12 protein-coding genes are annotated in these 14,640 nt (G+C 53.9%); 5 read left to right on the top strand and 7 right to left on the bottom strand.

What is annotated here, in order from left to right; genetic code table 11:
• The coding region (locus tag ACJAXR_RS15140) for a VanZ family protein (protein ID WP_415059100.1) at nucleotides 1-332 on the top strand (332 nt) is incomplete at its 5' end.
• A 221-nt stretch (nucleotides 333-553) separates the two neighbouring features.
• Here the strand turns inward: ACJAXR_RS15140 and ACJAXR_RS15145 are convergent.
• The 3 genes from ACJAXR_RS15145 to ACJAXR_RS15155 all read right to left on the bottom strand — a co-directional run bounded on the left by ACJAXR_RS15145 (nucleotide 554) and on the right by ACJAXR_RS15155 (nucleotide 5,291).
• Nucleotides 554-1,873, bottom strand: a complete 1,320-nt coding sequence (locus tag ACJAXR_RS15145) for a DEAD/DEAH box helicase (protein ID WP_415059101.1) — start codon at nucleotides 1,871-1,873, stop codon at nucleotides 554-556.
• 210 nt (nucleotides 1,874-2,083) lie between these two features.
• Nucleotides 2,084-3,448, bottom strand: coding sequence for a DUF1329 domain-containing protein (locus ACJAXR_RS15150; protein WP_415059110.1), 1,365 nt, complete (start codon nucleotides 3,446-3,448; stop codon nucleotides 2,084-2,086).
• 34 nt (nucleotides 3,449-3,482) lie between these two features.
• Entirely contained in the window at nucleotides 3,483-5,291 is a 1,809-nt protein-coding gene (locus ACJAXR_RS15155) for a DUF1302 domain-containing protein (RefSeq protein WP_415059102.1), read from the bottom strand.
• Between the two features lie 274 nt (nucleotides 5,292-5,565).
• On the opposite strand from ACJAXR_RS15155, the gene ACJAXR_RS15160 reads away from it, so the two are divergent.
• Nucleotides 5,566-6,615, top strand: coding sequence for an AraC family transcriptional regulator ligand-binding domain-containing protein (locus tag ACJAXR_RS15160; RefSeq protein ID WP_415059103.1), 1,050 nt, complete (start codon nucleotides 5,566-5,568; stop codon nucleotides 6,613-6,615).
• A 66-nt stretch (nucleotides 6,616-6,681) separates the two neighbouring features.
• Here ACJAXR_RS15160 and ACJAXR_RS15165 read toward each other — a convergent pair whose 3' ends face one another.
• A complete protein-coding gene (locus ACJAXR_RS15165; protein ID WP_415059111.1) occupies nucleotides 6,682-8,046 on the bottom strand; it encodes a DUF1329 domain-containing protein in 1,365 nt (454 codons plus the stop codon).
• A gap of 33 nt (nucleotides 8,047-8,079) precedes the next feature.
• Complete coding sequence (locus ACJAXR_RS15170; RefSeq protein WP_415059104.1) at nucleotides 8,080-9,924, bottom strand: DUF1302 domain-containing protein; 1,845 nt, start codon at nucleotides 9,922-9,924, stop codon at nucleotides 8,080-8,082.
• A gap of 483 nt (nucleotides 9,925-10,407) precedes the next feature.
• On the opposite strand from ACJAXR_RS15170, the gene ACJAXR_RS15175 reads away from it, so the two are divergent.
• Nucleotides 10,408-11,475: a helix-turn-helix domain-containing protein gene (locus tag ACJAXR_RS15175; protein WP_415059105.1), complete on the top strand. Its 1,068-nt coding sequence runs from the start codon at nucleotides 10,408-10,410 to the stop codon at nucleotides 11,473-11,475.
• 42 nt (nucleotides 11,476-11,517) lie between these two features.
• On the opposite strand, the gene ACJAXR_RS15180 is transcribed toward ACJAXR_RS15175, so the two are convergent.
• Nucleotides 11,518-12,396: a class I SAM-dependent methyltransferase gene (locus tag ACJAXR_RS15180; protein WP_415059106.1), complete on the bottom strand. Its 879-nt coding sequence runs from the start codon at nucleotides 12,394-12,396 to the stop codon at nucleotides 11,518-11,520.
• Nucleotides 12,397-12,542: 146 nt separating this feature from the next.
• On the opposite strand from ACJAXR_RS15180, the gene arsS reads away from it, so the two are divergent.
• The gene (gene arsS, locus ACJAXR_RS15185) at nucleotides 12,543-13,505 is read left to right on the top strand and encodes an arsenosugar biosynthesis radical SAM (seleno)protein ArsS (protein ID WP_415059107.1); all 963 of its coding nucleotides are present in this window, start codon (nucleotides 12,543-12,545) and stop codon (nucleotides 13,503-13,505) included.
• Here the strand turns inward: arsS and ACJAXR_RS15190 are convergent.
• Nucleotides 13,479-13,967: a MarR family winged helix-turn-helix transcriptional regulator gene (locus ACJAXR_RS15190; RefSeq protein ID WP_415059108.1), complete on the bottom strand. Its 489-nt coding sequence runs from the start codon at nucleotides 13,965-13,967 to the stop codon at nucleotides 13,479-13,481. The genes arsS and ACJAXR_RS15190 overlap by 27 nt on opposite strands.
• Nucleotides 13,968-14,096: 129 nt before the next feature.
• On the opposite strand from ACJAXR_RS15190, the gene ACJAXR_RS15195 reads away from it, so the two are divergent.
• Nucleotides 14,097-14,558, top strand: a complete 462-nt coding sequence (locus tag ACJAXR_RS15195) for a DUF1499 domain-containing protein (protein WP_415059109.1) — start codon at nucleotides 14,097-14,099, stop codon at nucleotides 14,556-14,558.
• The last annotated feature ends 82 nt before the right edge of the window (nucleotides 14,559-14,640 follow it).

Raw genomic sequence — 14,640 nt, forward strand, 5'->3', positions numbered from 1 at the left:
TCGCCGTATTAGGCCTGGGCATCTATCTGGGCATGAGCCCCACACCACCTCCCGCCACTGCCAGCTGGCACGCCTACTTCTACCACGCCGGCGGCCTGTTTGCCTGCACCGTCCTTAACTTCCTGGCATTCCCCAGATGGTACTGGTGGGTAAGGGGTTTTTTGATGTTTATGGTGGGGGTGGCCGTGGAGTACGTGCAAAGCTTTCAACCGACGCGGTCGGCTGATATTACTGATATGTATGCTAATACCGGCGGGGTGCTGGCGGGGTTGGTATTGATTGGGTTGTTTCAGTTGTGGCGGGCAAGACAAAACGCCCGTCATTCCCGCTAACCCGCACTAAGGCACAACCTCACTCATTTTACACCCGAAAATGGGTCCCCGCATTCGCGAGGATGACGTTTGGGGGTAGCACAGAGGGTTGGCATGGCACACCGTGTGCGCCAAAAACCTCGTCATTCCCGCGCACGCGGGAACCCATCTTGAGCGTAAAACAGCGGGGTTTAGCATTATGCTTTCGGACCAGCGTTGGTTCGTGACCCTATACTAATCCCTCAGCTGCGCTTCTTGGGCGGCCCGAACCCGTCTGAGCTGGTGACCACCTGCCCTGTGGGTACTGCCGGTTTACGCTTGGCAGCTGGCTTGGACTTCGGCCGTTTTTTGCCGTCTTTTTTCTTGTCGTCTTTCTTTTTCTTGCTACCGACCGGTTTGCCGGAGGCCTTGGTTTTCTTGGGGCCTTTGTAGCTACCAACAAGTTCTTTGATCGTGCGGCGTTCAAATTGCCGGCGCAGGTAGCGCTCGATGCTGCACATCAGATTCCATTCGTGGGGGGCCACCAGGGAGATGGCGACACCTTCGGCCCCTGCCCTGCCCGTACGGCCGATACGGTGCAGGTAATCGTCGCCACTCCGCGGCATGTCAAAGTTGATGACCAGATCGAGCTCATCGATGTCCAGACCACGAGCGGCTACGTCGGTGGCGACGAGCACGCCGACATGACCTTGTTTGAGGCGTTCAATGGCCAGCTTACGGTCTTTTTGATCTTTTTCGCCATGTAGCACATAGACCCGCAGGTCCATGGCCCGCAGTACGCCGTTGAGGCGGTCAGCCATGATCCGTGTATTGGTAAAGACAATCGCTTTGCCGGGGCTCTCGTTAACCAGCAGCCACTTGAGCATCGCTTCCTTGTGACCCTGATCATCAGCAGCGATAACTTGCTGGGTTATAGCTGGGGTGTCGTCCCGGACGGTGTTGAGCTGCAATAGCCGCGGGGTGCGCTGTACTTCATCAACGACGCGCTTGAGTGCGGCGCTGCCTTTGGTGGCGGAGAATAGCAGTGTCTGGCGTTCGACCGGGCACTCATTGGCAAGCTTCATAACGTCTTCGGTGAAGCCCATGTCCAGCATGCGATCGGCTTCGTCCAGAACCAGTACCTGAACACCGGTCAATATCAGGCTGCCGGCGGCCAGGTGTTCGAGCGCACGGCCGGGGGTGGCAATAATGATGTCAGGGTTCTTGCGCATCTTGGCGGCCTGAACCTTGAAGTCCTCGCCACCGGTGATGAGCTCAGCCTTGATAAAGGTGAACTTGGCAAAACGCTGCACTTCGGAAATGATTTGCCGGGCCAGTTCGCGGGTGGGAAGCAATATCAATGCCCGGGGCACCATGGCCTGACTGTCATCGGTCATCAACCGCTGCAGAAGGGGCAATACAAAAGCTGCCGTCTTGCCGCTGCCAGTCTGAGCAATCACATGCAGGTCGTCCCCTGCTATCGCAGGAGGGATCGCTGCCTGCTGGACCTCGGTGGGCGTATCAAATGACAGTTCTTCAAGGCCTTTGAGCAGACGTTCGTGCAGGGCAAATTCGCTAAACAAGGATGCTTCCCTCTGGGACGACGATAATCGAATTGAATGGCGAACAGTGTAACACCCTGATGTCGGCAGGGCTTGGTGTTTGGACAGGGCCTGGTGTTTGGACAGGGCCTGCGTCCGCCTGGGTGCGAAGGGTTAGAATTCAGGCACAAAAAAAGGGACATCCGAGGATGCCCCTTAAAACTCAAACAATTACTTGAGCAGCATTACAGCTTAACGAATACCCGAGGAGCGCAGGGCTGCCGGGGTAAACTGATTGTAGGTTGGTTTGAAGTCGAACTGCGGTGCAGAGACTTCTTCGGTGTACATGCCCAGGGCAATGTAACGGCCGGCCAACAGGTCATACAGGGTCTCGATGGCATAACCCGGCAGACTGACGTTGTAGTTGAAGGCAACGTGGCCTTCACCTACACGCCAAAGCGTGCCACGACCGTCGTAGTGATCGGCCAGGTTCAACAACCAGGAATCCTCGTCCATGAAGAAGTTACGCTGGGCGTAGATGTGGCGTTGACCGTCTTTCACGTTACCCTGCACTTCCCACACACGGTGCAACTCGAAGCGGGTGTATTCAGGATTGATGTGGCCTGCGTTCAGCACGTCCTCGTACTTCACACCGGGCTGGGTCATCTTGTAGCTGTTGTACGGCACGTAGATTTCTTTCTTGCCAACCAGCTTCCAGTCGTAACGATCAGGTGCACCGTTATACATGGCGAAGTTGTCGGAAGTACGCATGCCGTCCGAAGCGGTACCTGGTCCGTCATAAGCAACCTGTGGTGCGCGACGTACGCGACGCTGGCCGGCGTTGTAAACCCACGCCATGCGTGGCTCTTTCAACTGATCCAGGGTGTCGTGTACCACCAGTACGTTACCTGCCAGACGCGAGGGCGCATTCACACTCTGCTTGAAGAACAGCAAGGTGTTAGGGATGCTTGCTTCATCAACATCATCCATCAACTGCGGGTAGCCCACTTCCTCTTCCAGCTTGATGAGGGTGTAGGAACCGTTGGTCTGCGGCATGGCCTGCATGTACCAGCGCTTGGTGTTGATACGATAGCGAGTCAGGTGGTTCCAGACGACTTCCCCACCGGTTTTCGGGATCGGGAAGGCGAAGGTGCCATGGGCGAAGTTATCGATACCGTCGCCAGCATTAACCAGCTTGGCCTGACCTGCAGTTCGCTTGACCTGGTCATATACTGCCTGCGGGTAACCAACAGAACGATGCGACTGATAGACCGGCATACGGTAGGTTTCAGGATAACGCTCAAACAAAGCAATCTGGCCAGGTGTCAGATTTTCGCTGTACTGCTGATAGTTCTGAGCAGTGATCACGAACTCTGGCTGCTCATTGGCATACGGGTTGGTGGAGAAGTTGTCTTCCAGTTTGGTACCTGCATCCGGACCGATACCACCAGTCCATTCAGGAATAGTGCCTGAAGCATTACCGGCTTTTTCAGCACCGATCGGAGTCAGGTTATTACCCAACTGATTGATTTCGTCCTGCGTCAGGCTTTGCGCCATGACGCCGGTTGCCAGGAGGCTCAAGGCCAGACCACCAGCACCCAATAGAGTTTTTTGCATACGCATCATTATTTTATCTCTCCAGTTGCCAGTCTTAGAACGTCACGCTGACGCTGACGGAAGCGAAATCGCGGTCTTTGGCGGTGTTGTACTTGCCGTCAAAGAAGGTGTTGTAGCTCAGGCTTGCCGAGTACTTGCTGGCATAATCAGCATTTACCGACAGACCAACCGACTTGGAACCCTCATTGAAGTTAGGACCCCAACCCTTGACATCATGCGAGAAAGCCAAACCCGGGCTCAGGTTGATGCCGGCAAACGCGTTGTTGTAGTTCAGCACAGCACGCGCACGGTAGCCCCAGGAGTGAGTGCTGTAGAAGCCATCGCTTTCACACCAGCTAGCTGATTTGGATGAAGTGGCTTGAGAGAAGCAAGAACCATCAGCTACTTGGCTTTGACCGAACAACGAGTCCCGACCGTACATGGTCGAACCTGGGCTGGTGCTCAAGCCGGAGATGTAGTTGTAGCCCACTTCGCCGACCAGAACTAGACGGCTTGCGCCCAGTACGCGCTCGATGAAGTGAATTGCCGTAGTCTGGATCTGATAAAACTCTTTGCGGTCGTAACCTTGCAGTTCTGCACGGTGTGTTCCTGTGTTACCGCGGTTAGCTGGATCGTACGCATCGCCACCCTTGAAGGCACCAGGCAAAGCACTAACGCTCATGTCACCGGTAGTCACCTGCATAGGCATGTTTGGACGATAGCTCATCTCGCCACTGACAGCGGTGCCGGCGATGTTGGTCGCAAAGCTTACGCCGTACAGACGGATGTCTTCAGGATATTCGAAGAAATAACCTGCTGCACCCGGCTCACCGTTAATCCCGCCAATCGGATCAGACACAAAAGAAGCGCTGGTCGCATTAATGCTCGAATAAAAGGGCGTACGGCTGTGATAGTTCATGGCGTAAAAGCCAAGTTCAGTATCGTTCAGCTCGGCTGCGTAGTAACGGAATGCCACGCCAAACTGACCATCATCGCTCGCCTCACGATCTTTCTCTGCCCGAACAATGTAACGGGACAGACCACCGGGGCCATTGGGTGAAGCCAGGCTGGGATCACCCTGGGGTGCATCAGCACCAGCGACGACCAGACGATCTACGCAACCAGTAGCCAAGGTATCAGCACCAAAGAACGTGCCGCAATTATCGATGGCGTATGGCGCCCACTTGAGCTGGTAAAAGGCTTCAACGTTCAAATTGTCGGTCAGGCCCTGGGAGATATATAACATCTCTACTGGCAGCAGACCTTCCTTGAGCTCAGCACCTGGACGACGGAATGCTGCTACGTCAATCGGGTTGATCGAGTTAATCGAATTCTGGATGAAAGTACTTTCACCCCAGCTAACTACCTGACGACCCAGGCGAACGTTGCCGGGCTTATCACCAATGGTGTAGTTGTGGTAAACAAAGGCATCCAGCAGAGCAACACCGGCACCTTTAACCAACGGCGGACGACCAGAGTCATCAATGTTGTAGAAACGCTGACTGCCGTCTTTTGTTTCGAAATCGTACCAGTACTTACCACGGAAGAAGGCACCGGAATCACCGTAGCTCAATTCTAGATCGTGAATACCCCGAAAAATCTTGGAGAAGAAATCACCGGATTCATAATTCTGGCGGCCATCATCGGATGTCCGCGATGCAGCAAAACCGCCGGAGGCAACATGGATGAAATCCTTGTTAGCGTCCTCAGTCGACATGCTGGCACCCAGTGAAAGCTGGGAGTCGAACTGGGCCTTAACTTCGCCAATATTAAAAGCCACCGCACCTGCTGAACCCGAGAAGCTGGCCAGACCGATTGCCAAAGGCAACGCCGCGAGCGACCAAGCATGCATTTTTTTTGTCATTGTGCTGCTCCGTTAGATTTATTCATGAATGCCAGCAGACCCTTAGGCCTTTGACATCGGAAGTAATTCTGTCACGGAGAATGCATTTGATTTGTCCGAAAAGGACTAATTTGTAGCCCCGAAAGGACATTCATGTACTGAATAGGGCAGTTTCTTAACGCGGAATTATCTGTTCCATTCTTTTGCATAATAAATCAATTTAATTTATCTTTAAGACAGATCCAATCAATTTGAGATAAAAATACAACAATAAAGCACAAGAGAACTTCTGAGTATGAACCAGACACTCCATCCGCTGCCATGCGCACGGCTGCAAGAGCGAGCCTTTTGGGCTCAAGGCATAAGCCAGACTCTCACAAGTGAATACGGCAAATCGACGACTGACCTGCCCGGTGACCTACAACATTATTTCGTCTCAAAGGACCTGAGTTCAGTACAGATAAGCCAAACTGACATGAACCGGCTCTGGCATGCCGCCGCGACCCTAGCAAAGGATGAGTGCTTCGGACTCCGGATGGGCCAAACCTACTGCTCCAACACCCTGAAGGTGCTTGGGCTAGCGGCAGTATCTAGCGCGACTATCGGTGAGGCAGTGCAAAGAGTTATCCGTTTCTTCTCGGTATTCAGCACCCAAGTGCAACTTTACTCAGTAGAAGATGACCAGCACATGACGGTTTACTTTCAGCCCCGTGGCACACCGCACCCGATGCATATGGAAGCACTGCTCTCCCATTGTCAGCATATATGGCGCGCGCTTGACCCGGCTAACAGCTCGATGGTGCTGGAAACACGCTTGACCGCTGATCATGATAAAACCCGCTCTGCCTGCGAAAACGTATTCGGCAAGCGTATCCGCCCCGGCAGCAAGCGGATCGCAGTCAAACTCAACAGGCACATGATGGACAGCCCCCTCCCCGCAGCCGATGCCTTTCTGGTCAAACGCCTCGATTCCACCCTGGAAGATATGCTCAGCGCCGTTCCCAATATCGATTTTGCCGAGCAGGTAAAACAACGCATACGGGTGCTGGTGTCAGAACGGGAGGTGTCGGAAGATCTGGTCGCTACTCCCTTCAATATGAGCCCGCGCCACCTGCGCCGTAAATTGAGCGAAACCCAAACAACCTACGAGAAGCTACTGGATGAAGTGCGTATGGAGCTGGCTATTCGTTTAATTGAGGATGGAAAGCTGAACTTGGGCCGTATTGCCTTTGAACTGGGCTTTCTTGACCCCAGCAGCTTCACCCGCGCTTTCCGCCGCTGGACGGGCATGAGCCCTACTGCATTTCGCGGTGAGGTACGGCAAACCGGTGGCGTGGGTGGCTAGGGTGTAAAAAAAGGAAAAAAAAGGGAGCCAATTGGCTCCCTTTCTTATTGCCCGAAGGCGACCAGCTTAGCGGATACCCGAGGAGCGCAGGGCTGCCGGGGTAAACTGGTTGTAGGTTGGTTTGAAGTCGAACTGCGGTGCAGAGACTTCTTCGGTGTACATGCCCAGGGCAATGTAACGGCCGGCCAACAGGTCATACAGGGTCTCGATGGCATAACCCGGCAGACTGACGTTGTAGTTGAAGGCAACGTGGCCTTCACCTACACGCCAAAGCGTGCCACGACCGTCGTAGTGATCGGCCAGGTTCAACAACCAGGAATCCTCGTCCATGAAGAAGTTACGCTGGGCGTAGATGTGGCGTTGACCGTCTTTCACGTTACCCTGCACTTCCCACACACGGTGCAACTCGAAGCGGGTGTATTCAGGATTGATGTGGCCTGCGTTCAGCACGTCCTCGTACTTCACACCGGGCTGGGTCATCTTGTAGCTGTTGTACGGCACGTAGATTTCTTTCTTGCCAACCAGCTTCCAGTCGTAACGATCAGGTGCACCGTTATACATGGCGAAGTTGTCGGAAGTACGCATGCCGTCCGAAGCGGTACCTGGTCCGTCATAAGCAACCTGTGGTGCGCGACGTACGCGACGCTGGCCGGCGTTGTAAACCCACGCCATGCGTGGCTCTTTCAACTGATCCAGGGTGTCGTGTACCACCAGTACGTTACCTGCCAGACGCGAGGGCGCATTCACACTCTGCTTGAAGAACAGCAAGGTGTTAGGGATGCTTGCTTCATCAACATCATCCATCAACTGCGGGTAGCCCACTTCCTCTTCCAGCTTGATGAGGGTGTAGGAACCGTTGGTCTGCGGCATGGCCTGCATGTACCAGCGCTTGGTGTTGATACGATAGCGAGTCAGGTGGTTCCAGACGACTTCCCCACCGGTTTTCGGGATCGGGAAGGCGAAGGTGCCATGGGCGAAGTTATCGATACCGTCGCCAGCATTAACCAGCTTGGCCTGACCTGCAGTTCGCTTGACCTGGTCATATACTGCCTGCGGGTAACCAACAGAACGATGCGACTGATAGACCGGCATACGGTAGGTTTCAGGATAACGCTCAAACAAAGCAATCTGGCCAGGTGTCAGATTTTCGCTGTACTGCTGATAGTTCTGAGCAGTGATCACGAACTCTGGCTGCTCATTGGCATACGGGTTGGTGGAGAAGTTGTCTTCCAGTTTGGTACCTGCATCCGGACCGATACCACCAGTCCATTCAGGAATAGTGCCTGAAGCATTACCGGCTTTTTCAGCACCGATCGGAGTCAGGTTGTTGCCCAACTGATTGATTTCGTCCTGCGTCAGGCTTTGAGCCATAACGCTGGTTGCCAGGAGGCTCAAGGCCAGACCACAGGCACCCATAAGGGTTTTTTGCATACGCATCATTATTTTTATCTCCAGTTGCCTGTCTTAGAAGTTCACGCTGACGCTGGCGGATGCGAAATCGCGATCCACGTTGGTGTTGTATTTGCCATCGAAGAAATCAGTGTAGCTCAGACTGGCAGTGTACTTATTGCCGTAATCAGCGTTCAGACCAATGTTGACTGCCTTGGCGTTCTCAGTGAAGTTAGGACCATAGCCATCAACATCGTGGGACCAGGTCAGGTTCGGGCTCAGGTTGATACCGGCAAACACGTTGCTGTAGTCAAGTGAAGCACGAACACGGTAACCCGATGACCATGGAGTTACGAAACCATCATTTTCACACCAGCTCGCAGCATTAGGCGAACGTCCTGCAGGAGCCGTGCCTTGAAACGAAGAGCACTGACCTGCTACAACGCCCGGAGGACCAACGTCACTTGCAACATAAGGGCTTTGACCGAACAAGGAATCACGACCAAACTTAGTAGTATCTCCCAAGCTACCTACGTAGTTGACACCAACTTCACCAACCAATGCGAGACGGCTGGCACCCAGTACCCGCTCAACAAAGTGAATGGCTGTGATTTGTGCCTGGTAGACTTCCTTACGCTCGTAACCGGTGATTTCAGACCCTATGCCACCAGTACCTATCGATATTCCGCGGTGGGTGTTGTCTTGGCCAGTGGCGGCACTAACCAGAGCAAGACGGCTTTGGTCAGCCGTGTTGATCTGCAGCGGCTGATTAGGGCGATAGCTTACTTCGCCACTCAACGCAGTTCCGGCAACGTTGGTTGCAAAGCTGACACCGTAAAGACGGATGTCTTCTGGGTATTCAAAGAAATAGCCTGCAGGCGAGGATCGGCCATCGATGCCAACAATCGGGTTTCCAAAGGGTGTTGCAGGAGGGACACCTGCGATACTGGAGTAAAGAGGCGCACGGCTGTGATAGTTCATTGCGTAGAAGCCGAACTCAGTATCATTCAGTTGCGCCGCGTAATAACGGAACGCAACACCAAACTGCCCATCATCACTGGCCTCACGGTCTTTATCAGCTCGGTTGATAATCAAAAAGGCTGGCTGCTGACCTTGCGGATTATCAGAGCCACCCACTACCAAACGGTCATTACAGCCAGTAGCAAGGGTGTCAGAACCGAAGAAAGTACCGCAGTTATCAATGGCAAAAGGTGCCCACTTCAACTGGTAGAAGGCTTCCATCGACAGATTGTCTGTAAGACCTTGGGAGATATAGAGCATTTCGACCGGCAACAGACCTTCCTTGATTTCCGCGCCTGGACGGCGAAAAGCCGCTACGTCAACCGGGTTGATCGAGTTAATCGAGTTCTGGATGAAAGTACTTTCACCCCAGCTAACCACTTGACGACCCAGGCGAACGTTACCTGGCGTGTTGCCAATGGTGTAGTTGTGATAAACGAATGCGTCAAGCAATGCAGTACCTGCACCTTTGACCAGCGGCGGACGACCGGAATCGTCAATGTCATAGAAACGCTGACTGCCGTCTTTGGTTTCAAAGTCGTACCAATACTTGCCACGGAAAAACGCACCTGAGTCACCATAACTCAATTCAAGATCGTGTACGCCGCGAAAGATTTTGGAGAATACGTCGCCAGCGTCGTAATTCAAGCGACCGTCGTCTGATGTACGTCCTGCAGCTTCGCCGTTTTGTGGAACGCCGTCGCGGGAGGTGGCTATGTGGATAAAACGCTTGTCAGCACTCTGAGTCGACATACTGGCGCCAACAGACAACTGCGAATCAAACTGGGCCTGGACTTCACCAAAATTATACGTAATTGCGTTAGCTGAACCGGTAAAACTGGCCAGACCGATAGCCAATGGCAAGGCCGCGAGCGACCAAGCATGCATTTTTTTTGTCATTGTGCTGCTCCGTTAGGGTGACATGAACCTGTGTATCTGAAGACACGTTCAGGACAGCCGCAGTCTCGCACGCACTCCCCATGAAAGACTTGCCCCTGAAGGCCAATTTATTTGACTCTACCGGCCATTCAGTCGATGAATTGAAATTAAAATTGTGCTTTGATAGGCGCTGAATGAAACGCAAGACTGAAGTCCTATCGGAGTTAGCGCGAGCTTGACATGTTAATCAGCACCCGGTCTAGCGTAGGCTTTCACGAAAGAATGACAGCTTTAGTATAAAAGCGTATGAAAGCTCTGTACCCGGCAAAAAGTTCTCACCCGTTTGGGCTAGAAAGGATTAACCGGATAGTTCAGGGGTGCGTTTTAGTATTTCGCCTAGCGAAACGGAGTTCCGAGGTCTCAGCTTTAAAATGAACGAGATCTACCTTTCTAATAATAGATAGAACCTAGTTCTGTTCACGCACTTTCGCGAGGCACGGGGTCATGGCGGATACCGTCAATTCAAAGGCAAGCGGGCGCATGGGTGAGCGGGCGCTGTGGATACCGCTGATAGATCAGGCATTACGCCAGTATGAGCGATCACTCACCGACTCCGATGTTATTCAGAGCGTGTTTGGTGGCATGCCGCCCTCCTCTGGCTTTGTCGATCAGGCTTCGTGCTCCCTTATTTGGACCGAGGCATTAAGGTTGTCAGACGATCCGCTGTTCGGGCTGCGTATAAATCGGCTCTTCATACCGACGGCATTAAATGCGATCGCCCTGACCAGCCAGGCCTGCTCCACAGTGGGCGCTGCGTTAACCAATCTGGTCCGTTTTTTTCCAATCGCCAGTACTCAGATCAAGCTGGAAACCCTGCAGGGCGAGGATTTTTTGCACATCCTGTTGCGTGCGCAAGGCCAACCCCATCGTCAGCACATCGAGGCGCTGGTTGGGTATATGTGCCGCCTGCTGCATCATCTGGATCTGGATAATCTGAGCCTGATAAAGAGTGTCGCGCTGATCCGCGAGGACGATCAAGAGTTGGAGCTGTGCGCGCGGCTGCTCGGATGTCCCGTCACGGCCAGTGATGAGGACTATTGCATCTCACTGAATCCCTCTTTGCTCGCCAAACCCCTGGCCAGCGCCGATCCTTTCTTGTTGCCACGGTTTGTTGAGACCATGGAAGGTCTGCTGGCGAATATGCCAAGTAATAACCTGGTGGAGCAGGTAAAACGACGGATTCAGGTGTTGCTTGGCTCTGGCGATATGTCTGAGGAGCGCATTGCAGTACCCATGAATATCAGCCCACGACATCTGCGCCGCAAACTGAGCTTGTTCGGCACCTCGTATGAGTTACTGGTAGATGAGGTGCGCAAGGAGGGAGCGATCAGAATGATCAGTCAAGACCAGCTATCCCTCACCAGCATCGCCTACGAGCTGGGCTTTCTCGACCCGAGCAGCTTTACCCGTGCCTTCCGGCGCTGGATCGGGATGAGCCCGACCGCTTTCCGAACCCTGCAGCGTGCCGGCGAGGTGAGTAAATCAGGGGGCGCTCAAGCCAATGTCGCCTAGCAACCCTCACCCTTGAAACACTCTGCGTTAACCGCCTTAACTCTACTGCGGTTTGATAAACAACAGGGTCATCCTGTCGCTTTCGCCAACGCCCATCAGATGGATGCGGTTCTCGTTACCACCGCGCAAGGTGGGCGGTAGGCTCCAGACGCCGTGGGGGTGGTCGCGCAGGTCCTGCGGATTCTGGTTGACCGCGCTGCGCGAGACCAGTTCGAATCCGGCTTCCAGTGCCAGCTCCAATACAAGCTGCTCCGAGACATAACCAGTCTTGATCATTTCCTCCAGATCAACGTCGGGCCGGGCGCGGTGTTCGACCAGGCCGAGCATGCCGCCGGGTTTCAATACGTCGAACATCTTGGCGAATACGGTGCGGGTTTCATCCATGCCAGCTTCAAGCCAATTATGCACGCTGCGAAAGGTGACCACACGATCGGCGGTACCTGGTTCGGCGATTGCGTTGTCCGAACTATAATCAAGCGTGGTCATCTGCACGGCGTCGTATACATTCGCCCGGCGCGTGAGCATATGCTCGTAATCCTTACGCGACTTGACGAAAAACGCGACATCGGACTCCGCGGGAAAGTGCGCCGCTATCAACTTACCTTCATCGCGTAGCAGCGGCGCAAGAATTTCTGTGTACCACCCGCCACCCGGCCAGATCTCGACCACCGTCTGATCTTCCCGGATGCCAAAGAACTCCAGCGTCGCTTGCGGATTACGATGGGCGTCGCGCATGACATTGGAAATCGAGCGACTTGAGCTACTGACCGCATCGCGAATCGCCGTGGTCTCTTCAAACGCTAGCACTGGCGCTTGGGTGGTTGCGAGTGGAATCGGACTGGTCTCGGCAGATTGCGCGAGTGCGGAGGCGGCGACTGACACGCCGACGGTACAGATAACCCCCATTAATAAATGACGCATTTCACTCTCCTGAGTGGTAATGAATTAATTCAAGACTAACAGTTGGATACATAAGGTTCATGTTTGCCATGGGTTTTTTCCAAACAAGCTGTAACAATCAGCTATACATTGACTCCAAACAGTTAATCCCCAGATAGGAGCATCCTGTGCGCGACACGCTACCCCTGCTGGACAATTTGTCATTCCCGGCGATTGCCCGTACAGGCCTGCAAACTCTGCAGGTCAACCTGACCTATACCTGTAACCAACGTTGCCTGCATTGCCACGTTAATGCGGGCCCGACGCGTACCGAAGCGATGAGCGACGAAGTGCTCGCTACCCTGTATAACGTCATTGATGCCCATTCGGTTCAGATCCTTGATCTCACCGGTGGTGCGCCAGAAATGCATCCGCGTTTTCGCGAGATTGTCATCCATGCCCGACGCGAGGGACTGCAGGTCATTGACCGCTGCAACTTGACTATTCTCACCGAGCCTGGCTACGAAGGCCTGGCGGAGTTTCTGGCTGAGCAGCAGGTCATGGTATCGGCCTCCTTACCCTGCTATTCGCGCGATAACGTCGACAAGCAACGTGGGGACGGCGTGTTCGTGCGCAGTATCGAGGGCCTGCAAATGCTGAACAAGCTGGGCTATGGGCAGGACAACCAGGCTCTGAGCCTGAACCTGGTGTTCAACCCCCAGGGTCCGAATTTGCCGCCGCCTCAGGCCGCGCTTGAAGCGGAATACAAAAGCCATCTGGCGGAAGATTTCGGGATTACTTTCAACCAGTTGCACACCATTACCAATCAGCCCATCGCGCGCTTTGGCAGCACCCTGGTGAGCAAGGGGCAGTTCAATGATTACATGCAGCTGCTGCGCGATAATTTCAGCGAAGACAATATGGCCGGGCTGATGTGCCGTTCAATGGTCAGCGTGGACTGGCAAGGCTATTTATATGACTGCGACTTCAATCAAATGCTCGATCTGCCGATGAACCTGCTCGCACGCGACCGCAGTCATTTGAGCGATCTGCTTGGCAGTGACCTGAAAAATAACCCCATCATGACCCGCGACCATTGCTTTGCCTGTACCGCGGGCCAGGGATCAAGTTGTGGTGGTGCGCTGGGCTGAAGTTGGTTTGGCAGAGTCGAACGCGCGACGGGTGACATCGCGATAAATCTGCTCGGCGGCCTGCTTCAACGCCAAGGCCTGTTCCGGCGTCATACTGGTCAGGCAGAACAGTTTTACTGGAATATCGGTGGCCTGCTCGCGCATCTGAGTCCCCGTGGCAGTCAGCGCGATCAACCACTGCCGCTCGTCTTCGATGCCCTTGCAGCGCAGGATTAGTTCCTTGTGCTCGAGCCGCTTGAGAATCGGCGTCAGGGTTCCTGCATCCAGACGGGTATCTTCGACCAGTTGCTTGATCGGCACCGCATCGTGCTCCCAGAGGGCCAGCATCACCAGGTATTGCGGGTAAGTCAGCCCGAGGGGCTCAAGCAATGGCCGGTACGCACGGATCATCGCGTTACTGGCACTGTACAGCGAATGGCAGAGCTGATTGCGTAACAACATCCGGCTGGCGGAATCAGACATGGGACGACCTCGTGCCTTAGGAATACTGTATTTATTTTGCGCACAAGGTATTGACCCGTCAATAGCTGTCGCTTATTGTTTTGTGCACAAGATGATCTTATCCAGGATATCTCTCAGGGAAGTGTTCAAATGAAAATATTGGTTATTGTGCTGTTGATCATTGTGTCTCTCGTTGCCGCTGCTTTTGGCTTCATCTACTGGCAAAACAGCCAGACGCCCGAGCTGGGCCATACTGATGGGCTTCTGACACCGCTGAGCGGTAACCCGAACGGCGTATCCACCCAGACCGCTGATGAAGCTGCTCTGATCCTGCCATGGCAGTTTAAGGCTGATCAGGCAACGACAATGCAGTCTATCAAGGACGCCCTGGCTGACTATGACGGAGCCGAGACAGAGATCGTGCGCGAAGACGCCGATTATCTTCGAGTGGTGTTCGTCACGCCCACAATGCGCTTTCGTGACGACGCCGAGTTTTATCTAAATGCCGATACCCGAGAGGTACACTTTCGCTCGGCCAGTCGTGCCGGCAAGTCGGATCTGGGCCTCAACCGCCAGCGCTACGAACGTCTGACCGAACTCTATCTGCGCTGAGTTCAGTCACCTTTTTTACCGTCAGGAGTACTCGCACCATGAAAGCCGGCAAGATCATTGTTCTACTCGTCATCGCCGCGTT

Source organism: Halopseudomonas sp., assembly GCF_047631575.1.
In the GTDB taxonomy this organism is placed as follows: Bacteria; Pseudomonadota; Gammaproteobacteria; order Pseudomonadales; family Pseudomonadaceae; genus Halopseudomonas.